Origin of the sequence: Streptomyces sp. NBC_00370 (genome assembly GCF_036084755.1) — a bacterium.
Classification (GTDB): domain Bacteria; phylum Actinomycetota; class Actinomycetes; order Streptomycetales; family Streptomycetaceae; genus Streptomyces.
On record NZ_CP107968.1, the window covers coordinates 2,489,751 to 2,509,850 of the forward strand.

The 20,100-nt window shown below is 71.2% G+C and carries 19 protein-coding genes; 9 read left to right on the forward strand and 10 right to left on the reverse strand.

Going from position 1 to position 20,100, the window contains the following annotated elements; translation table 11 throughout:
- Positions 1-29: 29 nt before the first annotated feature.
- Entirely contained in the window at positions 30-923 is an 894-nt protein-coding gene (locus OHS57_RS10870; RefSeq protein ID WP_328581772.1) for a phosphatase PAP2 family protein, read from the forward strand.
- 54 nt (positions 924-977) lie between these two features.
- On the opposite strand, the gene OHS57_RS10875 is transcribed toward OHS57_RS10870, so the two are convergent.
- A complete protein-coding gene (locus OHS57_RS10875; RefSeq protein WP_328581773.1) occupies positions 978-3,980 on the reverse strand; it encodes a bifunctional [glutamine synthetase] adenylyltransferase/[glutamine synthetase]-adenylyl-L-tyrosine phosphorylase in 3,003 nt (1,000 codons plus the stop codon).
- A 179-nt stretch (positions 3,981-4,159) separates the two neighbouring features.
- Here OHS57_RS10875 and OHS57_RS10880 point away from each other — a divergent pair, with 179 nt between their 5' ends.
- A complete protein-coding gene (locus OHS57_RS10880) occupies positions 4,160-4,672 on the forward strand; it encodes a pyridoxamine 5'-phosphate oxidase family protein (RefSeq protein WP_328585038.1) in 513 nt (170 codons plus the stop codon).
- Positions 4,673-4,676: 4 nt separating this feature from the next.
- Here OHS57_RS10880 and OHS57_RS10885 read toward each other — a convergent pair whose 3' ends face one another.
- Complete coding sequence (locus OHS57_RS10885) at positions 4,677-6,251, reverse strand: serine/threonine-protein kinase (RefSeq protein WP_328581774.1); 1,575 nt, start codon at positions 6,249-6,251, stop codon at positions 4,677-4,679.
- 59 nt (positions 6,252-6,310) lie between these two features.
- On the opposite strand from OHS57_RS10885, the gene OHS57_RS10890 reads away from it, so the two are divergent.
- Positions 6,311-7,189, forward strand: coding sequence for a GNAT family N-acetyltransferase (locus OHS57_RS10890; RefSeq protein WP_328581775.1), 879 nt, complete (start codon positions 6,311-6,313; stop codon positions 7,187-7,189).
- 17 nt (positions 7,190-7,206) lie between these two features.
- Here OHS57_RS10890 and OHS57_RS10895 read toward each other — a convergent pair whose 3' ends face one another.
- Both OHS57_RS10895 and OHS57_RS10900 read right to left on the reverse strand, forming a co-directional pair.
- On the reverse strand, positions 7,207-8,088 hold the full coding sequence (locus tag OHS57_RS10895) for a GNAT family N-acetyltransferase (protein WP_328581776.1): 882 nt from the start codon (positions 8,086-8,088) through the stop codon (positions 7,207-7,209).
- A 57-nt stretch (positions 8,089-8,145) separates the two neighbouring features.
- Positions 8,146-9,135, reverse strand: coding sequence for a hypothetical protein (locus OHS57_RS10900; RefSeq protein WP_328581777.1), 990 nt, complete (start codon positions 9,133-9,135; stop codon positions 8,146-8,148).
- A 166-nt stretch (positions 9,136-9,301) separates the two neighbouring features.
- On the opposite strand from OHS57_RS10900, the gene OHS57_RS10905 reads away from it, so the two are divergent.
- A complete protein-coding gene (locus OHS57_RS10905; RefSeq protein WP_328581778.1) occupies positions 9,302-9,673 on the forward strand; it encodes a VOC family protein in 372 nt (123 codons plus the stop codon).
- A gap of 15 nt (positions 9,674-9,688) precedes the next feature.
- On the opposite strand, the gene OHS57_RS10910 is transcribed toward OHS57_RS10905, so the two are convergent.
- Together OHS57_RS10910 and OHS57_RS10915 are read right to left on the reverse strand one after the other, a co-directional pair.
- The gene (locus OHS57_RS10910) at positions 9,689-10,534 is read right to left on the reverse strand and encodes an NmrA family NAD(P)-binding protein (RefSeq protein WP_328581779.1); all 846 of its coding nucleotides are present in this window, start codon (positions 10,532-10,534) and stop codon (positions 9,689-9,691) included.
- Positions 10,531-10,956: a nuclear transport factor 2 family protein gene (locus OHS57_RS10915; RefSeq protein WP_041990452.1), complete on the reverse strand. Its 426-nt coding sequence runs from the start codon at positions 10,954-10,956 to the stop codon at positions 10,531-10,533. Before OHS57_RS10915 ends, OHS57_RS10910 begins: the two co-directional genes overlap by 4 nt.
- Positions 10,957-11,047: 91 nt before the next feature.
- Here OHS57_RS10915 and OHS57_RS10920 point away from each other — a divergent pair, with 91 nt between their 5' ends.
- Entirely contained in the window at positions 11,048-11,623 is a 576-nt protein-coding gene (locus OHS57_RS10920) for a TetR/AcrR family transcriptional regulator (protein ID WP_328581780.1), read from the forward strand.
- A gap of 79 nt (positions 11,624-11,702) precedes the next feature.
- Here the strand turns inward: OHS57_RS10920 and OHS57_RS10925 are convergent, their stop codons facing one another.
- Both OHS57_RS10925 and OHS57_RS10930 read right to left on the reverse strand, forming a co-directional pair.
- Positions 11,703-13,064 (reverse strand): glutamine synthetase family protein, encoded by a 1,362-nt coding sequence (locus OHS57_RS10925; protein WP_041990448.1) that lies wholly within the window; start codon positions 13,062-13,064, stop codon positions 11,703-11,705.
- Between the two features lie 270 nt (positions 13,065-13,334).
- Positions 13,335-13,922: a MarR family winged helix-turn-helix transcriptional regulator gene (locus tag OHS57_RS10930; RefSeq protein WP_328581781.1), complete on the reverse strand. Its 588-nt coding sequence runs from the start codon at positions 13,920-13,922 to the stop codon at positions 13,335-13,337.
- Positions 13,923-14,002: 80 nt separating this feature from the next.
- Between OHS57_RS10930 and OHS57_RS10935 the strand changes: the two genes are divergently transcribed.
- From OHS57_RS10935 to OHS57_RS10950, 4 genes are all read left to right on the forward strand, one after another.
- On the forward strand, positions 14,003-14,413 hold the full coding sequence (locus OHS57_RS10935; protein WP_328581782.1) for a hypothetical protein: 411 nt from the start codon (positions 14,003-14,005) through the stop codon (positions 14,411-14,413).
- Between the two features lie 83 nt (positions 14,414-14,496).
- Positions 14,497-15,147 carry a DUF3105 domain-containing protein gene (locus OHS57_RS10940; protein WP_041990444.1) on the forward strand — a complete coding sequence of 217 codons (651 nt, stop codon included), beginning with the start codon at positions 14,497-14,499 and terminating at the stop codon, positions 15,145-15,147.
- The gene (locus tag OHS57_RS10945) at positions 15,144-15,800 is read left to right on the forward strand and encodes a DUF305 domain-containing protein (protein WP_063779660.1); all 657 of its coding nucleotides are present in this window, start codon (positions 15,144-15,146) and stop codon (positions 15,798-15,800) included. The genes OHS57_RS10940 and OHS57_RS10945 overlap by 4 nt, the downstream gene beginning before the upstream one ends.
- Positions 15,801-15,889: 89 nt before the next feature.
- Entirely contained in the window at positions 15,890-17,650 is a 1,761-nt protein-coding gene (locus tag OHS57_RS10950; protein WP_328581783.1) for an NAD+ synthase, read from the forward strand.
- Positions 17,651-18,093: 443 nt separating this feature from the next.
- Here the strand turns inward: OHS57_RS10950 and OHS57_RS10955 are convergent, their stop codons facing one another.
- Entirely contained in the window at positions 18,094-19,119 is a 1,026-nt protein-coding gene (locus OHS57_RS10955) for an endonuclease/exonuclease/phosphatase family protein (RefSeq protein WP_041990443.1), read from the reverse strand.
- A gap of 229 nt (positions 19,120-19,348) precedes the next feature.
- On the reverse strand, positions 19,349-19,972 hold the full coding sequence (locus OHS57_RS10960) for a TetR/AcrR family transcriptional regulator (protein ID WP_328581784.1): 624 nt from the start codon (positions 19,970-19,972) through the stop codon (positions 19,349-19,351).
- Positions 19,973-20,100 lie beyond the last annotated feature (128 nt).

A 20,100-nucleotide genomic window follows, 5' to 3' on the forward strand; every position in this document is an offset into this window, starting at 1 on the left:
ATGGTGGGTATCTGGCAAACTCTCTCACTATGGGTGAAACGACCATGCAATCGCAGGAAGGCCGAACGGCTGCCACGTCACCCACGAAGGACGAGGAAGCCGAGGCGTCAGAAGTGACAGAACCGCAGGCCACGGCGGCTCGCCGGAGCTGGATCCAGCGGGCGAGAACGCCCCGCCACCCACGGATCTGGTTCGAGATCCTGCTGATCGGCGTCAGTTACTGGGTGTATTCACTGATCCGGAACGCGGTCCCCGAACAGCGCGTCAAAGCGTTGCACAACGCGAACTGGATTTGGCATACCGAACATACTTTGGGAATTGCGTTCGAACAGTCGGTCAATCACGCCTTGAATTCTGTGACCTGGCTTATTGTAGGCATGAACTACTACTACGCAACTCTCCACTTCATTGTCACCATCGGTGTGCTCATCTGGTTGTACCGCCGTCATCCGGGCCGTTATGCCGCCGCCCGGCTCGCCCTCTTCGCGACCACCGTGGTGGCCCTGCTCGGTTACTACCTGTATCCACTGGCGCCGCCCCGGCTGATGACGCACACCCACTTCATCGACACGGTCGCCGTGCACCAGACCTGGGGCTCGATGTCCGCCGGCAGCCTCAAGCAGGTGTCGAACCAGTACGCGGCCATGCCGTCGATGCACATCGGCTGGTCGCTGTGGTGCGGGATCACCATCTTCGCGCTGGCCAAGACGCCGTGGGCGCGGATCCTGGGCCTGCTCTACCCGTGTGTCACGCTGCTGGTCATCGTCTCCACCGCGAACCACTTCGTGCTGGACGCGGTCGGCGGGGCGCTGTGCCTGGCCTTCGGGTACGCCGTGTCGTACGCCTGGTACCGGCGGCTGCCGTACCAACTGCCCAGGCTCCCGGCGGCAGACGAGAAGCAGCGGGCGTCCGTCGGCTCCTGAGGGGCGGGGCGGTCCTGAAGGCCGCGGCGGCCCGGCCCTGTCGCGCGGCGCCCGCTACGTCGCGTCGTAGAACAGCTCCTCCATCACGGCGCGCGCCCTGCGCGTCGTACGGCGGTAGTCCTCCAGCATGTCGCCGATGTGGCCGGGCCCGTAGCCCAGGTAGCGGCCCATCGCGCCCAGTTCACGGCCGTCCGAGGGAAACGTGTCGCCCGGCCTGCCCCGTACCAGCATCACGCCGTTGCGCACCCGCGTCGCCAGCACCCACGCCTCGTCCAGCGTCCGTGCCTCCTCCTCGCCGAGCAGCCCCGCCTCGCGCGCGGCGGCGAGCGCGGCGCGGGTGCGGGTGGTCCGCAGCCCCGGCACCGCCCAGGCGTGCCGCATCTGGATCAGCTGGACCGTCCACTCGACGTCGGAGAGTCCGCCCCGGCCGAGCTTGGTGTGCAGGGTCGGGTCGGCGCCGCGCGGCATCCGTTCCGTCTCCATCCGCGCCTTGAGCCGGCGGATCTCCCGTACCGCGTCCTCGCCGAGGCCTTCGACGGGGTAGCGCAGCGGGTCGACCAGCTCGATGAACCGCCGTCCCAGGTCCGGGTCGCCCGCCATCGGCTCGGCGCGCAGCAGGGCCTGGCTCTCCCAGCCGAGCGACCAGCGGCGGTAGTACGCGGCGTAGGAGGCGAGCGTACGGACCAGCGGGCCGCTCTTGCCCTCGGGGCGCAGATCGGCGTCGATCATCAGCGGCGGGTCGGCCGTGGGGATCTGCAGCAGCCTGCGCATCTCGGCGACGACGGTGTTGGCGGCGCGGGCCGCCTCCGGCTCGTCCACGCCTTCCCGTGGCTCATGCACGAAGAGCACGTCCGCGTCGGAGCCGTACGCCAGCTCGTGGCCGCCGAAGCGGCCCATGCCGATGACGCTGAAGCGGGTGGGCAGGGTGTCGCCCCACTCGGCCCGTACGGCGGCGCGCAGGGCGCCGGCGAGGGTGGCCGCGTTCAGATCGGTGAGGGCGTTGCCGACGCGGTCGACCAGGGCGCCGGGGTCCTCCTCCGCCGGGCTGTCCTCCGTACCGTACGAGCCGATGAGGTCGGCGGCGGCCGTACGGAACAGCTCCCGCCTGCGTACGCCGCGCGCCGACGCGACAGCGCCTTCGGCGGTGTCCGCCCGGCCGACCGCCGCGACGATCTCCTGCTCAAGGCCCGCGCGGGCGCGCGGCTCAAGACCGTGCGGGTCGCCGAGGATCGCGACCGCCTCGGGGGCCCGCAGCAGCAGGTCGGGGGCGAGCCGCCCGGCCGACAGGACACGCGCCAGATTCTCCGCCGCCGCGCCCTCGTCCCGCAGCAGCCGCAGGTACCAGGGCGTCTTGCCCAGGGCGTCGGAGACCTTGCGGAAGCCCAGCAGCCCGGCGTCCGGGTCGGCGGAGTCGGCGAACCAGCCGAGCAGCACCGGCAGCAGCGTCCGCTGGATGGCCGCCTTGCGGCTCACGCCCGACGACAGCGCCTCCAGATGCCGCAGCGCGGCCACCGGGTCGGCGTAGCCGAGCGCTTCGAGCCGCTGCCCCGCCGCCTTCGCGCTGAGCCGGATCTCACCGGGGGCGAGCTGGGCGACCGCGTCGAGCAGCGGCCGGTAGAACAGCTTCTCGTGCAGTCGGCGCACCACCGAGGCGTGCCGCTTCCACGCCTTGTTCAGCTCGGCGACGGGATCGCCGCGCAGGCCGAGGGAGCGGCCGAGCCTGCGCAGATCGGCCTCGCCCTCGGGCACCAGATGGGTGCGGCGCAGCCGGAACAGCTGGATGCGGTGCTCCATGGTGCGCAGGAAGCGGTACGCCTCGTCGAGTTGGGCGGCGTCGGCCCTGCCGACGTATCCGCCCGCGGCGAGCGCCGCCAGCGCTTCGAGCGTCGAACTGCGGCGCAGCGAGGAGTCGTTGCGGCCGTGCACCAACTGCAGGAGCTGTACGGCGAATTCGACGTCCCGCAGGCCGCCGGGCCCGAGCTTCAGCTCACGCTCGACCTGCCCGGCCGGGATGTTGTCGACGACCCTGCGGCGCATCTGCTGCACGTCGGGCACGAAGTGGTCGCGCTCGGCCGCCTGCCACACGAGCGGGGCGAGCGCGTCGATGTACGCGGCGCCGAGCGCCGCGTCCCCGGCCACCGGACGTGCCTTGAGCAGCGCCTGGAACTCCCAGGTCTTGGCCCAGCGCTGGTAGTAGGCGAGATGGCTGCTGAGCGTGCGGACGAGCGGCCCGTTGCGGCCCTCGGGCCGCAGATTCGCGTCGACGGGCCAGATGGTCCCCTCGGCGTTCGTCTCGGAGCAGATCCGCATGAGGTGCGACGCGAGCCGGGTGGCCGCCTGGACGGCCTTGCCCTCGTCGGCGTCCTCGGGAGCGCCCTCGGGGAGGTCGCCGACGAAGATCACGTCCACGTCGGAGACGTAGTTCAGCTCGTGGCCACCGCACTTGCCCATCGCGACGACGGCCAGCCGGCAGGCCGCCGCGTCCTCCGGTGCGGCGGCGCAGGCCATCGTGAGCGCGGCGCGCAGGGTGGCGGTGGCGAGGTCGGCCAGCTCGGCCGCCGCCTGGGCCACGTCCGTCGTACCGCAGACGTCCCTGGCGGCGATGGCGAGCAGGCAGCGGCGGTAGGCGACCCGCAGCGACACGGGGTCGGTGGCGTCGGCCAGGCCGCGCTCGAACTCGGCGACACCGGGGTGCAGGTCGGCCGACTCGTAGGTGACCAGGACGCGCCAGTCCGCCGGGTGCCTGGCCAGATGGTCGCCGAGCGCCTCGGACGCCCCGAGCACGCCGAGCAGCCGGTCCCGCAGCGGCTTGGCCGTGACCAGCGTGTCCAGCAGGACGTTGCGCTCCTTCGGCTCCTGCGCCTCGGCCAGCCGGACGAGACCGCGCAGCGCCAGATCGGGGTCGGCGGTGGCGCCGAGTGCGTCGAGGAGCAGCGGATCGGACCGTATGGCGGACATCTCGGGGGTGTCGAGGAACCGCTCGGCGGTGGAGGGATCGGTGAAGCCGTGCCGCAGCAGACGGGTGAACGTACTGCTCCTGCGCCCCGGCACCGTCATCTGGGTCTCTCTCTCCTGTCGCACCGGCCCCGGACCACGAGGGTCCCGGACCTCTCGGATCAAGGTCCGGATCCGAGAGTAGTCGCAGCCCAGCGATGAGTCTCGGGCGCGCGCACGGTCTACACATGGCAGGAGCGAACGTACGGCGTGAACGAGTGGACGACCGAGAGGACAGCGTCATGGCGCAGCAGACCCCGCGTACCGAGCTGGACGCCCGCTACGGCGAACCGCGGGCCACCGCGACGGAGTGGGGGCGGGCGGTGGCGCTGCTGACGGAGGCGGAGCTGTTCTGGCTGACGACGGTACGTCCGGAGGGCCGCCCGCACGTCACACCGCTGCTGGCGGTGTGGTCGGACGGCGCGCTGTACTTCTCCACGGGGGCGCGGGAGCGCAAGGCGCGCAATCTCGCCCAGAACCCGGAGGTGGTGCTGACCACCGGCACGAACGCCCTGCACGGCGGCTGCGATCTGGTGGTCGAGGGCCGGGCGGTGCGGGTGACGGACGACGCCCGGCTGACCGCGCTCGCCACGGCGTGGGAGGAGAAGTACGGCGCGGACTGGCACTTCGACGTACGGGACGGCGCGTTCGCCGGTGAGCGGGGCAACGTGGCGTATGTCTTCGAGGTGGCGCCGCGCACGGCGTTCGGCTTCGGTAAGGCGCCGTACAGCCAGACGCGGTGGGAGTTCGGGTGAGGGGTCAGGGGGCCTGGTCGACCGGGGCCGCTGTGGGCGAGCGGCGCGAGAGGGCGAGCAGCATCATCAGCCCGAGGGCGACGCCCAGCCACACCAGCGCCGCCCAGAGGGCCTGAATGATCCAATTGCCCCCGTCCAAGCCCTGGATGACGAGAAAGCACGACGCCGACCCCATCGCGACGAGCGAGATCAGGTTCCCTGAACCGGACGGCAGCCCGTCAATCTCCCCCGCCATTCCCGAGATGGCGAAGCCGACAAACAGGAAGAACGGGATTCCCAGGAGTCCGAACCCCAACGTCACCCAGGAGAAGTCCGCCAGGAGCAGGGGCACGGCGCAGGCCGGCGGAATACATGCGGCTACGCAGCCGAGAGCGCCGTCGCCCGGCGTGGCCGCAGTCTGCCGGGTCCTGCTCCACACCACGAGCAGCAACACACCGACGGCCAGTGCGATCGTCGGTGCCCACCACAGCTCCGCCGCCGAAGTGGTCGCGATCAATGCCGTGTTGACGGCGGCGCCGCCCAGCACGGCGACCCGTCGGGTCGCCCGGGGCGACAGCCGCTCGGGTACGGCGGGTTTGGCCGTCGCAGGCGTCGCCGGGCTGACCGCAGTCGGCTTCGGCACAGCCTGCTTCGCCGGGGCCGTAGCCGTCGGCGCGAAGGCATCAGCCACGCGCACCGGTGGGCGTACCGGCGGCGCGTCCCTGGGGGGTGGCGCCGGCTGCGCCCGTGCTCCGTCCGGGAGTGCGCCGATCCGGTCCGCCACCGTACGGGCGTCGGCCGGGCGCAGGTCCGGGTCCTTGGCGAGCAGGTCGAGGACCAGCGCGTCCCACTCGGGCCCAAGGCCCGGCCGGTGGGCGCTGGGTGGGGTCGGCGGCTCGTCGAGGTGTTTGCGCAGCACGACGTGCCAGGCGCTCGCGGGGAACGGCGTACTGCCGGTCAGCAGCACGTAGAGCACACAGCCCAGGGAGTAGAGGTCGCTGCGCGCGTCGAGCGTGCGGTCCCCGCGTGCCTGTTCCGGTGACATGTAGGCGGGCGTGCCCATCATGCCGCCCGACGCGGTGAGCGTGGTGAGGTCGGTGGTGCCGGTGAAGCGGGCGAGGCCGAAGTCGAGGACGACGGCGCGTCCGTCCTCGTTGAACATGACGTTCGCCGGTTTGAGGTCGCGGTGCACGATGCCCGCCTTGTGGGCGACCTGCAGGGCGCGGCAGATGTCCCGCACCCATGCCTTGACCTGGGCGAGGTCCGTCGTCGTACCGTTCAGCAGGCGGTCGAGCGAGCGGCCGGGCAGCTCCTCCATCACCAGGAACAGCACCGTGCCGGTGGGCAGTTCCTCCGTGCCGGAGTCATGGACCGTGACGATGTGCGGGCTGTTGAGCCGGGCCGCGGCCATCGCCTCGCGTTCGAACCGCTCGGCCGACACCCGCTCGGCCTCATCACCCAGCCCGGTCTGCGCGTTGAGCGTCTTCACCGCGACCGGGCGGCGCAGCCGCTCGTCCGTGGCGTGCCACACCGTGCCCATACCGCCCGAGCCGATGCGCGCGCCGATCCGGTAGCGACCGGCCAGCAGTGTGCCTTCCACGTGGCATCTCCCCCTCTTCCACGACGTTCGCAGTCTGTCACCGGTGGTTGGCTTGCTGTGTGACTTCGGACAAGGAACAGCCGACCTGGGCCCGGGAAGCGCTGGCCCGGATCGACCGCTATCAGGACGCGCTCCCCCGCAGGGCCGGGCGGGCGGAGGACTTCGGGCCGTTGACCCTGTTCGTGCGGCGCGACGGCGGAGGACCGCTGCACGCCCGCCCGTCCCCGGGCGGCGCTGCCGCACGGCGGGCGGTGCGCGCGGCTGATGTCGAGCGGGTACGCGACCGGCAGCGGGCGCTCGGTGTTCCCGAGGTCTTCGAATGGGTCGCCGAGTCGGCGCCCGAGCTGCGCGAGGCGGCGGAGGAGGCCGGACTGACCGTCCAGGAGAGGCCGTTGCTGGTCTTTCCCGCCGACGTACCAACACCTGTCGCGGCGGCGAGGGCCGTACCGGCCGGGATCTCCGTACGTACGGTCGCGGCCGACGACCCGAGGCTGGCGAGCGCGGTCGCCGTCGCGCATCTCGCCTTCGCCGAGCTGGGCACGCATGTCGGTACGGCGGGCGCGGCCGAACTGGCTGTCGCCGTACGGGTGTACGCGCCGGAGACCGCGCGGACGGCCGGGCAGATCCGCGCGGGTACGAAGACCGTCGTCGCGGCGGTGGAGGTGACGGCGGGCGGCAGGGCCGGGGGCGCGCTCAGCTCCGGAGTGCTGCCCGGCGTGATCGACGGCTGCACCGAGATCAGCGCGGTCGGCACCCTGCCTGCCGCGCGGCGGCGCGGCCTTGCCGGGGCGGTCACGGCGCGGCTGGTGGCCGAGGCACGTGAACTCGGCGCGCGGACGGTGTTCTTGGGCGCGACGGACGAGACGGTGGCCCGCGTCTACGGCAGGCTCGGCTTCCGCCGGGTGGGTACGTTCCTGGAGGCGGAACCGGCGCGTTGAGCGTTTCAGCTGACCGTTCAGAGGTCGAGCTGGAACTCCAGCGAGGTGTGCGTGGGGACGTACCCGAGCGCGTCGTTGATGCTCCGCATGGGCCGGTTGCTGTCGGCGGTGTCGGTCAACAGACCGTCGAGTTCCGGGTGTTGTTCGCGCGCCTGGCGGATCGACTCGGCCTTCATCCAGCGGCCGAGGCCGTGCCCGCGGTGGAGCGGCAGCACCGCCGTGCCGTAGTGCTGACCGTCGCCCGTACCGGCACCGGGGACGACGAGTTCGGTGAACCCGGCGATCGAGCCGTCCGACTCGGCCACGGCGGCGACGGTGTGCAGCACGTCGCCCCGGTCCTCGACGGCGCGCGCCGCGGCCTTGACCCGCGCGGCGTCCCAGACCTGGCGCCCGTAGTCGGCGTCCTCCAGCGGCATGTCGTCCATGGCCCGGCGGGACGCGGTGAACGTGTCGAGCAGTTCGTCGGGCACCGTGCCGGACCACGACGTCAGCCGGTACCCAGGGTGCGGGCGCTCGACGAGGGCGGTGAGCGCGGCGGTGTCGGCGGCGGCGAGCGGCAGCCGGGTGTGCGTCAGCGCCAGCACCTTGCGGAAGCCACGGGCCGGCAGGAACTCCTCCCCCGCCGAGCCCGGGTCCGGCTGCGCGATGACGGTACGCCGCCCGTCCGCACGGGCGGCGGCGACGGCGGCGTCCAGCAGCGCGGACCCGACGCCGGCCCGGCGCTCGGCCGGGTGCACCCGCAGATCGAGTTCGGCGAGATGTTCCTGACCGGCCCGGGTGAATACCCGCAGGAACGCCGTACCGACCGGACTCCCGTCCACACCGACGCCGAGCCATACGAGCCGGTGACTCGTGGCACTGCGGTCGGGATCGACCAGCGGGACGACACGTATCGGCAAGGCGTCTCCGTCAGGAACGGGGGATCGCGGCGCGGGCCGCGGCGGCGCTCCCCAGTATCACTGCTGGAAGTGGCCGGGTCCCACGACTTTCCACTGCTTGGTGTCCGGGGTCTTGACGGCGGAGTACGGAACGTTGAAGTCCAGTACCTGCTTGGTGGTGCGCTTGATCGCCCACAGTGTGGGCTTCTTGGCGGACCGGTCCCAGGCGATGGCCTGGCCCTCGACGTCCGGCAGGGTGACGGTCGCGTCCCAGGTCAGGTCCGAACTCTCGGCCGGGATGCTCATCACGTACGCCTCGCCGAGGTCGTGCCCGGTGAGCCAGAGCCGGCCGTCAGGACCCCAGGAGCCGCCGGAGTTGCTCATGGGCCGCACCCGGTCGAGGATCGCCTGCGGGAGCGTCCAGGACTGCTCGACGGCGAACTTGTCGTTCATCTTCACGATCTGGGTGTTGTCCGTCTTCCCGTACGGCTCGGTCTGCCCGGACCCGACGATGTCGTAGTTGGCGAACCCGGCCCACCAGGCGCCGTCGTGGCGGTCGAGCCAGGTCAGCGAGCCGCGGTAGATGCCGAAGCTGAAGGTGTCGAGGTGCCGCATGGTGCGGGTGTCGAAGACCTCGACCGAGCTTTTCTCCGGGTACGTGCTGTAGTTGGACGTCGCGGCGTAGAGCTTGTCCCCGACCACGGCGGCGCTGTCCATGTGCGTGATCGGGCCGCCCGCGTCGCCGACGAACTGGAGCAGCGGCTTGCCGGTGGCCCTGTCGTGCTTGGTGATGGTGCTGTTGTTGACCGCGTAGAAGTACTTCTTGTCGACGGCGACGCCCTGGTTGGCGTCGAAGGTGTCGTACGACCTGGCGAGCGTCGCGGTGAGGGTGGGCGGCGCGGGTACGGCGGCGGGTGCCTTGACGGGCGCCTGCACGCTGTCCGTGGCCTGCGCCCTGTCCGCGGCCTGCGCAGGACCGGCGGCCTGCGCGGGCAGCCCGAACCCCAGCAGCGCGCCGGCGGTGATCGAGACGACGGCTCCGGTGACGATTTTCGTTCTGACGAGCATGTTGTCCTCCACGAAGGGTGTGGGCCCGGCGGCGGTGACCGGACCAGTTCCTTACGCGAATGACGCGAACTGCCCCGGCCCGCCGCCGAGAACACTCCCGCCCCGTCCACTCCCCCGTGCAAACTCGACCCGACCGCACCATGAACCGATCACGTAGGGACGGCGCATGCCGCTATCGCTCCACCACATCGTCATCGACGCCCACGACCTGCCTGCCCTGGCCCGCTTCTGGTCCCAGGTGCTGGACTGGCGGATCCTCTCCGAACGCCCCCGCGAGGTGGTGATCGGCCCGTCCGAAACGGCCCCGGTCGGCATCTGCTTCATGCCGGTCCCCGACCGGAAGACCACCAAGAACCGCCTCCACCTGGACCTGACCCCGTCCGCCGAGGACCGGGAGGCAGAAATCGCCCGCGTCCTCGCCCTGGGCGCGACCCGGGTGGACGTGGGCCAGTCGGGGACGGAGTCCTGGACGGTCCTGGCGGACCCGGAAGGCAACGAGTTCTGCGTGATCCGCGCCAAGACGACCCTGATCGCCTGACGAAGTCGCGGACCGTCAACTACTCGACCGCAGCTCCCTTTCAGCGAGAGCGCGGAAGGTGCCTGCGGGGCGGCCGGTGAGGCGCTGGACGTTGTCGGTGACGCGGTCCTCGGACCCCTCGGCGATGGCCCGGTCCATGCCGGCGAGCAGCGCGGCGAACTCCGCCGGAATCTGCGCCGCGAGGCGGTCGCGCAGTTGCTCGTACGACAACTGGCGGTGGATCACCGGCCGTCCGGTGACCTCGGTGGTGATGGCGGCGATCTCGTCGTAGCTCAGCACCTCGGGCCCGGTGAGGACGAGATCGGTGTTGGGGGCCTGTTCGCCGGTCAGGGCGCTGACGGCGACGGCCGCGATGTCCTCGGCATCGACGAAGCCGACGCGGCCGCTCCCGGTCGCGGACCGGATGACGCCCTCCTCGCGGATGCTCTCGGCGTGTGCGTGCGCGCCGGTGAAGTTCTGCATGAACCAGGAGGGCCGCAGCACCGCCCACTCGTCGAACAGACCGGGCAGCGCCTGGTGCACCGCGCCCACCGCCGGTCCGCCCTCGGGGATGGCCGAGGAACTGAGAAGCACGGCGCGGCGCACGCCGGCGGTACGGGCCTGGCGGAGGAACGGCAGCATGACGGTCGCGGGGTCGGAGTCGCCCAGCGGCGGAATGAGGTAGACGCGGTCGACCCCTTCGAGGGCGGCGGCATGCGTGCCGGGCTCGTACCAGTCGAAGGCCACCGGCTCCGCGCCGGCGACGGGGGCGGCCCGACGGCTGGCGGCTTTGACCCGGTGACCCGCGGCTGCGAGCTGCGCCGCGGTACGGCTCCCTGTGGTGCCGGTCGCGCCGATGACCAGAGTGGCGGCGCCGGTCATCGACCGCTCCTCGTGAAGTCGGTCCCGGGTTCGAGGACGGCGAGGGGGTTCCAGTAGTCGCGGTACGAGGTGAAGCGGCCGTCCCGGACGGTCACGACGGCGATGTACGTCATGTCGAAGGCGCTGTCGGTCTCCACCCGGCGCCCGACGCCGCGCATCTCGACCACGATGACCTCCGGCTCTGCGGTCTCGTGGATCCGCAGGGCGGGGAAGTCGTGCAGATCGATGTGGTCCGGGTAGTGCCGCATGTAGTCGGCGACGGCTTCCTTGCCGTCCAGACGCGCGGGCCAGCCTTCGGGGGCGAAGGGGAATTCCATGACGCCGTCCTCGGCCCAGAGGCCGACCCAGCCGGACATGTCCTTGTCCAGCAGCAGTCGCAGACTGTGGCGGTAGAGATCCGCCGGGGAAGTCGGTGCGGACATGAGTATCCTCCGTCTCATACAATCCGGACCTCGGGTCCGGATTGATTCAAAGATACGGACCCTGGGTCCGTTTCGCAAACGAAGGAGCACCATGACCGAGCGCAAGCCCCGCAAGGACGCCGCCCGTAACCGGGAGGCCGTCCTGGCGGCAGCCGACGCGCTCTTCGCCCGCGGCGAGAGCCCCGAAGAGATCACCATGGCCGACATCGCGGCGGCGGCCGGCGTCGGCAAGGGCACGCTCTTCCGCGCGTTCGGCGACCGCCCGGGCCTGCTCCGCGCGCTGTACGAGACGCGACTCGAACCACTCGGAGAGGCGATCGAGACCGGCCCCCCACCCCTGGGCCCCGCCACCCCACCCCGCGACCGCCTGCCGGCCCTGCTCGACGCCGTCCTCTGCTTCAAACTCGACAACCGCCGCCTGGCCCTGGCCTTGGAGGAGAGCGGGAGCAACAGCCCTTACCAGGCTGAGCATTACGAGCGCTGGCACCACCTGCTCCGAGCCGTGCTGGAGCAAATCCCGGGCCTCCCCGACCCCGAATTCACGGCCCACGCCCTACTCGCCGCGACCCGCGCCGACCTGGTCGAACACCTGGCGGAGAAGGAGCGGGTACCGCGCGACCAAATGCGCGCACAGCTGGCAGCCTTCACCGCCAGGGTCCTGGGCTGATCCCCTCGCCCCTGAGGGCAGACACGACAACGGGCCGACGGTTCGCACCCGTCGGCCCGGCGTCGCGTTCGGTCTGCGGCTACAGCACCGGGAGGCTCTTGCGGAGTTCGAAGGCCGTTACCTCGCTCCGGTACTCCTCCCACTCCTGCTTCTTGTTGCGGAGAAAGAAGTCGAAGACGTGCTCGCCCAGCGTTTCCGCCACCAGTTCGCTGCGTTCCATCAGGGCGATGGCCTCGCCGAGGTTCTGCGGGAGAGGTTCGATGCCCATCGCGCGGCGTTCGGCGTCGGAGAGGGCCCAGACGTCGTCGTCGGCGCCTGCCGGGAGTTCGTAGCCCTCCTCGATGCCCTTCAGGCCCGCGGCGACCAGGACCGCGTAGGTGAGGTAGGGGTTGGCGCCCGAGTCGATGGAGCGGACCTCCACGCGCGCCGAGCCCGTCTTGCCCGGCTTGTACATCGGGACGCGGATCAGGGCCGAGCGGTTGTTGTGGCCCCAGCAGATGTACGAGGGGGCCTCGCCGCCCGAGCCGGCCGTGCGGCTGGAGCCGCCCCAGATGCGCTTGTACGAGTTGACCCACTGGTTGGTGACGGCGGAAATCTCGGCGGCGTGCTTCAGCAGGCCGGCGATGAAGGAGCGGCCCACCTTCGACAGCTGGTACTCGGCGCCCGACTCGTAGAACGCGTTGCGGTCGCCCTCGAAGAGGGAGAGGTGGGTGTGCATGCCCGAGCCCGGGTACTCCGAGAACGGCTTCGGCATGAACGTGGCCTGGACGCCCTGCTCCAGCGCGACCTGCTTCATGACCAGCCGGAACGTCATGACGTTGTCGGCGGTGGACAGCGCGTCCGCGTAGCGGAGGTCGATCTCCTGCTGGCCCGGGGCGCCCTCGTGGTGGCTGAACTCCACGGAGATGCCCATGGATTCGAGCATCGTGATCGCCTGGCGGCGGAAGTCCATGCCCACGTTCTGCGGGGTGTGGTCGAAGTAGCCCGAGCTGTCGGCGGGGGTCGGGCGGGTGCCGTCGACCGGCTTGTCCTTCAGCAGGAAGAACTCGATCTCGGGGTGGGTGTAGAAGGTGAAACCCAGGTCGGAGGTCTTGGCCAGCATCCGCTTCAGCACGTAGCGCGGATCGGCGAAGGACGGCGAGCCGTCGGGCATCAGAATGTCGCAGAACATCCGGGCCGTGCCGGGCGCCTCGGCGCGCCAGGGCAGGATCTGGAAGGTCGCCGGGTCCGGCTTGGCGATCATGTCGGACTCGTAGACGCGGGCGAAGCCCTCGATCGCCGAGCCGTCGAAGCCCATGCCCTCGTCGAAGGCCTGCTCCAGCTCGGCGGGCGCGACGGCGACCGACTTCAGGAAACCGAGAACATCGGTGAACCACAGACGCACGAAGCGGATGTCGCGCTCCTCCAGCGTCCGGAGCACGAATTCCTGCTGCTTATCCATGTTTGCTGTCCTACCCATCTTTGCTGGTCAGGCCATCCGCTCCGATGCCGAGGGCACGTGGGGGGCTCCTGGGGGCACGCATCGGCACACGAGCATCCCACCGCACGATTTCCAGCACGTTGCGAGGTTCTGTACGGGGCCTCGCGACGGGGTGGAAGTACGTCCCCGCTGCCCATAGTGCCTGCCCAGACGGCGTGCGGCTAACAGTGGACCGCAATCGGCGCCGCAAGGGGGAGCAAAACGGGAGGTAAGAGGAGGAAAAGAAAGGGGTCAGGAGGCGTGTCGTGGGTGGGTGTCCGACCAGCCGGGGGGATAGGCCTCCGCCGTGTCACCGGGAATCGCCGGCTCCCCGCCCGCCTCGGTGAACGCGGCGAGCGCGGTGACCAGTGCCGACCGCTGGCCGGGGCTGAGCCGCTGGACGATCGCCGCGACCTCGCGGTGGCGCGCGGCCTTCACCTCGGCGACCAGCCGGCGCCCCTCGGGGGTCAGCCGCAGCATCGTCTCGCGCCGGTTGTCGGGGTTGCTCTGCCGGTCGGCGAGGCCCGCGGCGATCAGCCGGTCCAGCATCCGCATCGCCGTGGACGGATTCACCCCGAGCCGCTCGGCCAGCTGCACCAGCTTGGCGTCGCCGTGCGCCGCGAGCACCATCAGCAGCCGGAACTGCGGCAGGGTGACGCCCTCGGTGACGGCGGCGAGGGAACGGGCGGACACGGCGATCAGCAGCCGGGAGGCCGCCAGGACCGCGGCGGTCACGTCGTCGACGCCCGGTTCGGCTTCCGGGGCGTCGGACGCGTTCGGCACGGCCTCCCCCGTACCGTCCGATTCGTCCGGTGAGGGCGGCTCTGCGGGCTCGGTCATGGCTCTTTGTACCGCGTCGGACCCCACTCCCGTACCGCACTGTGCCCTACCGAGGGTCGTACGCACTACGATCTGCGCCCATGGGGGGACCGCGGCACCGGCAGCGAATACGGGTCACGCGTCCCACGGCGCTGCTGGGTGCCGTGGCGACGCTGTTCGCCGCACTCCTCATCTGTACCGGCGCCGACCACCCCCGTACGACAGAGGCGACGAACGCGACCGGCGCGTCCGGCATGACCCTGGTCACCGGCGCCGGGGCCGAACATCCCGCCGAGGCCGCCTTCGTCTGCCCGTACGACCCCACAGGCTGCAGCCTGTTCCCGCATCTGAGCCCGGCCGTACTCACCGTGCCGCCGCCGGCCGCGCCGCTCGGCGCCGACGTACAGCCCGTACGTCTCGAACTGCCCCACCCCGACGGCCGGTCGCTCCGGTCCGGCGGGGCGCGGGCCCGGGCGCCCGACCTCCATGTCCTTCAAGTGCTGCGCACCTGACGGAGCCGGTTTCCCCAGGCCACGGAGTCCCGCCCGGGATTCCTCCTCCGTCCCCACAGCCACCCCCATAAGGACACGACATCATGGCTTCCAAGTCCCAGTCCGCCGAGCGCAAGGCCCGAATAGAGGAGATGCGCCGCGCCGAGCACGCGCGCGAGCGGCGCAACCGCATCCTCACGATCTCCATCAGCGCCGTGGTGGTGCTGGCGCTCGTCGGGTTCGGTGCCTTCGTACTCAACAAGAAGTCCGACGAGAAGGACGAGCAGCAGGCGGCGGCCAAGGCCCCCATCAAGGGCGAGAAGTCCTGGGACGCCAAGAAGCTGACCCGCAACCACGTCGAGAAGGCCGTCAGCTACCCGATGAAGCCGCCGGTGGGCGGCGACCACAACCCGGTGTGGATCAACTGCGACGGCGACGTCTACAAGAAGCCCATCCCCGACGTCAACGCCGTCCACGCGCTGGAGCACGGCGCCGTGTGGGTCACGTACACGGACAAGGCGTCGGCCGACGACGTGAAGGCGCTCGACGACAAGGTCTCGAAGACCCCGTACTCGCTGATGAGCCCGTACCAGGGCCAGGCCGGCGCGATCATGCTGAGCGCCTGGGGCAAGCAGGTCACCGTGGACAGCGCGAGCGACCCGCGGGTCAACGCCTTCTTCACGAAGTACGTGCAGGGCGCGCAGACGCCGGAGCCGGGCGCTGCCTGCACGGGCGGGCTGGACGGCCCCAAGTGACCCGCACCAACTGGGCGGCGATCACCGCTGTCGTCCTGGCGCTGCTGTTCGCCGGTACGGCGAGTGTGATCGCCGCGGGGAACGACGACGGGCCGAGCGGCCCCGCCACCCCGACGACGCAGTCGGCGGACGCCGGCTTCGCCCGTGACATGGCCGTCCACCACCAGCAGGCCGTCGAGATGTCCTTCATCGTGCGGGACGACACGGACGACGAGGACGTGCGCCGGCTGGCGTACGACATCGCCAACACGCAGGCCAACCAGCGCGGGATGCTGATGGGCTGGCTCGACCTGTGGGGGCTGCCGAAGACGGCGGCCGACCAGGCGCCGATGTCCTGGATGCCGATGGACATGCAGATGGGTCCCGGGCACGCGATGCACCAGGCCCACGACGGTTCGCTGATGCCGGGCATGGCCACCAACACCGAGCTGGACCAGCTGCGCACAGCGCGCGGCAAGCAGGCCGAGGTGCTGTACCTCCAGCTGATGACCGACCATCACAAGGGCGGGATCACCATGGCCGAGGCGTGCGCGAAGCTGTGCGCGCCGGGCACGGAGCGGGAACTGGCGCAGGGGATGGCCCTGTCGCAGCAGTCCGAGATCAAGCTGATGGCGGACATGCTCAAGGAGCGGGGCGCGAAGCCCCGCCCGTAGGCGGACAGCAAGCGGTCGCCGGGCGCGGCAGGGGTACCTATCCCGGCCGCGCCCGGCATCGCGTCAGAGAGACGATTACACTGGGCCGCGTGCCTCAACTACGTCTCGCTCTGAATCAGATCGACTCGACCGTCGGCGACCTCGCCGCGAACTCCGAGGCGATCGTCCACTGGACCCGGCACGCCGCCGAGCAGGGCGCGCATGTCGTCGCGTTCCCCGAGATGGTGCTGACCGGCTACCCCGTCGAGGATCTGGCCCTGCGGTCGTCCTTCGTCGAGGCGTCCCGTACGGCGCTGCGCGCGCTCGCCGTGCGCCTCGCCGACGAGGGCTTCGGCGAGCTGCCGGTGATCGTCGGCTATCTGGACCGCTCCGAGCACGCCCAGGCGCGCTACGGACAGCCCGCGGGGTCCCCGCAGAACGCGGCGGCCGTGCTGCACGGCGGTTCCGTCGTGCTGACGTTCGCCAAGCACCACCTGCCGAACTACGGCGTGTTCGACGAGTTCCGCTACTTCGTCCCCGGCGACACGATGCCCGTCGTACGGGTCCACGGCATCGACATCGCGCTGGCGATCTGCGAGGACCTGTGGCAGGACGGCGGCCGGGTGCCGGCCGCCAGGTCGGCGGGGGCCGGGCTGCTGGTGTCGATCAACGCGTCACCGTACGAGCGCGAGAAGGACGACACCCGGCTGGAGCTGGTGCGCAGGCGCGCCAGGGAGGCCGGCTGCACCACCGCGTATCTCGCGATGATCGGCGGCCAGGACGAGCTGGTCTTCGACGGTGACTCGATCGTCGTGGACGAGCACGGCGAAGTCGTGGCGCGCGCACCGCAGTTCGCCGAGGGCAGCGTCATCCTGGATCTCGACCTGCCGGCCGCTGCGGCCGAACCGCCGACCGGCGTCGTGGACGACGGGCTGCGCATCGACCGTGTCGTCCTGTCGGAGAAGCCGCTCCCGGCCTACGAGCCGGAGCTGGCGGGCGGTTACGCCGACCGGCTGGACGACGACGAGGAGATCTACTCCGCCCTGGTCGTGGGGCTGCGCGCGTACGCGGCGAAGAACGGCTTCAGTTCCGTGCTCATCGGCCTGTCGGGCGGGATCGACTCCGCGCTGGTCGCGGCCATCGCCTGCGACGCGCTCGGCGCGCCGAACGTGTACGGGATCTCGATGCCGTCCAAGTACTCGTCGGAGCACTCGAAGGACGACGCGGCCGATCTCGCCGGCCGGACCGGGCTCAACTTCCGGACCTTCCCGATCGAGCCGATGTTCGACGCGTACATGGGCTCGCTCGGTCTGACCGGGCTCGCCGAGGAGAACCTCCAGGCGCGGCTGCGCGGCACGCTGCTGATGGCGCTGTCCAACCAGGAGGGCCAGATCGTGCTCGCCCCTGGCAACAAGTCCGAGCTGGCGGTGGGCTATTCGACGCTGTACGGGGACGCGGTCGGCGCGTACGGCCCGATCAAGGACGTCTACAAGACGGCGGTGTTCCGGCTCGCCCGGTGGCGTAACCGCGCGGCCGAGGAGCGCGGCCAGACGCCGCCGATCCCGGAGAACTCCATCTCCAAGCCGCCGAGCGCCGAACTGCGCCCGGGACAGGTCGACACGGACTCGCTGCCGGACTACGACGTACTGGACCGGATCCTGGAGCTGTACGTCGACCGCGACCAGGGCAAGGACGCGATCGTCGCCGCCGGTTTCGACGAGGCCATGGTCACGAAGACACTGCGGATGGTGGATGTCGCGGAGTACAAGCGGCGGCAGTACCCGCCGGGCACAAAGATCTCGGCGAAGGGCTTCGGCAAGGACCGCAGGCTGCCGATCACCAACCGGTGGCGGGAGAAGACCGGCGGCTGAACCCGGCGGCCGTCAGCCGGGCCGATCGCCGTCAGCCGGGCCGATCGCCGTCAGGCGGCCCGGTCGCCGTCAGGCGGCCCGGTCGCCGTCAGGCGGCCCGGTCGCCGTCAGGCGGCCCGGTCGCCGTCAGGCGGCCCGGTCGCCGTCAGGCGGCCCGGTCGCCGTCAGGCGGCCCGGTCGCCGTCAGGCGGCCCGGTCGCCGTCAGGCGGCCCGGTCGCCGTCAGGCGGCCCGGTCGCCGTCAGGCGGCCCGGTCGCCGTCAGGCGGCCCGGTCGCCGTCAGGCGGCCCGGTCGCCGTCAGGCGGCCCGGTCGCCGTCAGGCGGCCCGGTCGCCGTCAGGCGGCCCGGTCGCCGTCAGGCGGCCCGGTCGCCGTCAGGCGGCCCGGTCGCCGTCAGGCGGCCCGGTCGCCGTCAGGCGGCCCGGTCGCCGTCAGGCGGCCCGGTCAGAGTTCGACGCGCGCCGCGATCGGCAGATGGTCGCTGCCCGTCCTCGGGAGCGTCCAGGACGACGTCGGCTCGATGCCGCGCACCATGATCTGGTCGATGCGCGCCATCGGGAAGGCGGCGGGCCAGCTGAACCCGTAACCGTCCCCCGCCGCGCCCTGGGTGGAGCGCATCTGCGAGGTGACCGAGTTCAGCGAGCGGTCGTTCATCGTGCCGTTGAGGTCGCCGAGCAGGATGACCCGGTCCAGCGGTTCGTCCGCGATGGCCTCGCCGAGCGCGTCGGCGCTGTTGTCGCGCTGGTTGGCGGTGAATCCGGCGTGCAGCTTGACTCGTACGGACGGCAGGTGCGCCACGTAGACGGCCACCTTGCCCTCGGGCGTGGTCACGGTCGAGCGCAGGGCCCGGGTCCAGCCCATCTTCGTGTCGACGGGCTCGGTGCCGGTCATCGGGTACTTGCTCCACAGCCCGACCGTGCCCTGCACGGAGTGGTACTTGTACGTCGCCGCCAGCCCCTCGGCGTACGTCGGGACGTCGTCCGCGGTCAGCTCCTCCAGCGCGACGACGTCGGCGCCCGACTTGACCAGGTCGCGCGCGGTGCCGGCCGGGTCGGGGTTCTCCGCGTTGACGTTGTGCGTGGCGACGGTCAGGTCACCGCCGCCGCCCGACTTCTCCAGCAACAGCCCGCCGAAGAGGTTGATCCAGACGACGGCCGGGAGCAGCAGGGCGATCAGCGCGGTCACCGAGCGGCGCACCAGGGCGAGCACCAGGATCACCGGCACGAGCAGGCCGAGCCAGGGCAGGAACGTCTCGGTGAGGCTGCCCAGGTTGCCGATCTTGTTGGGGATCTTCGAGTGCAGGATCATCAGCAGCGCGGCCAGCACGGCGATGACGGCGAGCACGATGCCGCGCCGCCAGATGTTCCTGTCGCCCCGCCAGCGGTCGAACAGCGTCAGCACTCGCCGGACCCCGGTGCGCTCGTGGTGCGAGCCGGCCGTCACCGACTCCGCCGTGTACTCCTGCGTCATGTCCGCCGCCCTCGCTGCCTTGCCGTGGTGCACGCCCGCCCATGACCCTAGGGGATTCGAGAGGCGGTTTCGTTGCCGTCCCGCGACGGCTGTACGGACACGAGGACGTAACGGACGGGCCACGGGGTTCCGGTCGTGGACGAATGGGCGGCGGCTGTGACAGAACGCGCATGTGCCGCGCATGGTCCCGGCACGACGCGGTCCGGCCGACCGGGCGGGGCGCCGCGCGTCAGTCGTCGTCGCCCGTGGGGCGCAGCCCCTCCAGCACCGTACGGACGATCTGCTCGGCCAGGCCGTCGGGGAGGTCGCCGTACGGGCGGTGCACGGAGCGCATCAGCATGGGGCCCGTCAGCAGGTCGTTCATGAGCTGCGGATCGATGTCGTCGCGCAGCTCACCGGCCGCGACCGCGCGCAGGATCACCTCGAAGGTGGCCTGGCGGCGCGGCGCGATGACCGTGTCGTGGTACTCGTCCCACAGCTTGGGGTGGCTCTTCATCTCGACGAAGACGTTGTGCAGCATCGCGGACGAGCGCTGGGCGAGGCCGCGTACCCGCATCGCCTCCAGGATGACCACCAGGTCGTCCAGGGCCGAGGTGCCGGGCAGGGCCGGCTCGGGCGGCTCGACCTCGCGCAGGACGTCGACGAACAGCTCTTCCTTGCCGCGCCAGCGCCGGTAGATGGTGGCCTTGCCGACGCCGGCCGTACGGGCGATGCGCTCGATGGAGAGGGCGCCGAGCGGGACACCGTCCTCCAGCAGGGTCACGACGGCGTCCAGGATCGACCGCTCGACCGCTTCACTGCGTGGCCTGCCGCGCCGCTGCTCCGGTGCGTGATCCTGATCGCGCGCCTGCACGTACTCCGCCTCTCGCCGTCCCTAGGTCGTGTCCGCGAAGTCTCGTCTGGCTCGCGATGCCTGGCACGCACGCTCGCTGCGTTGCCGACCTGCCCGAGTAGCTCCGCTACAAGGGCACACCGGCGCCT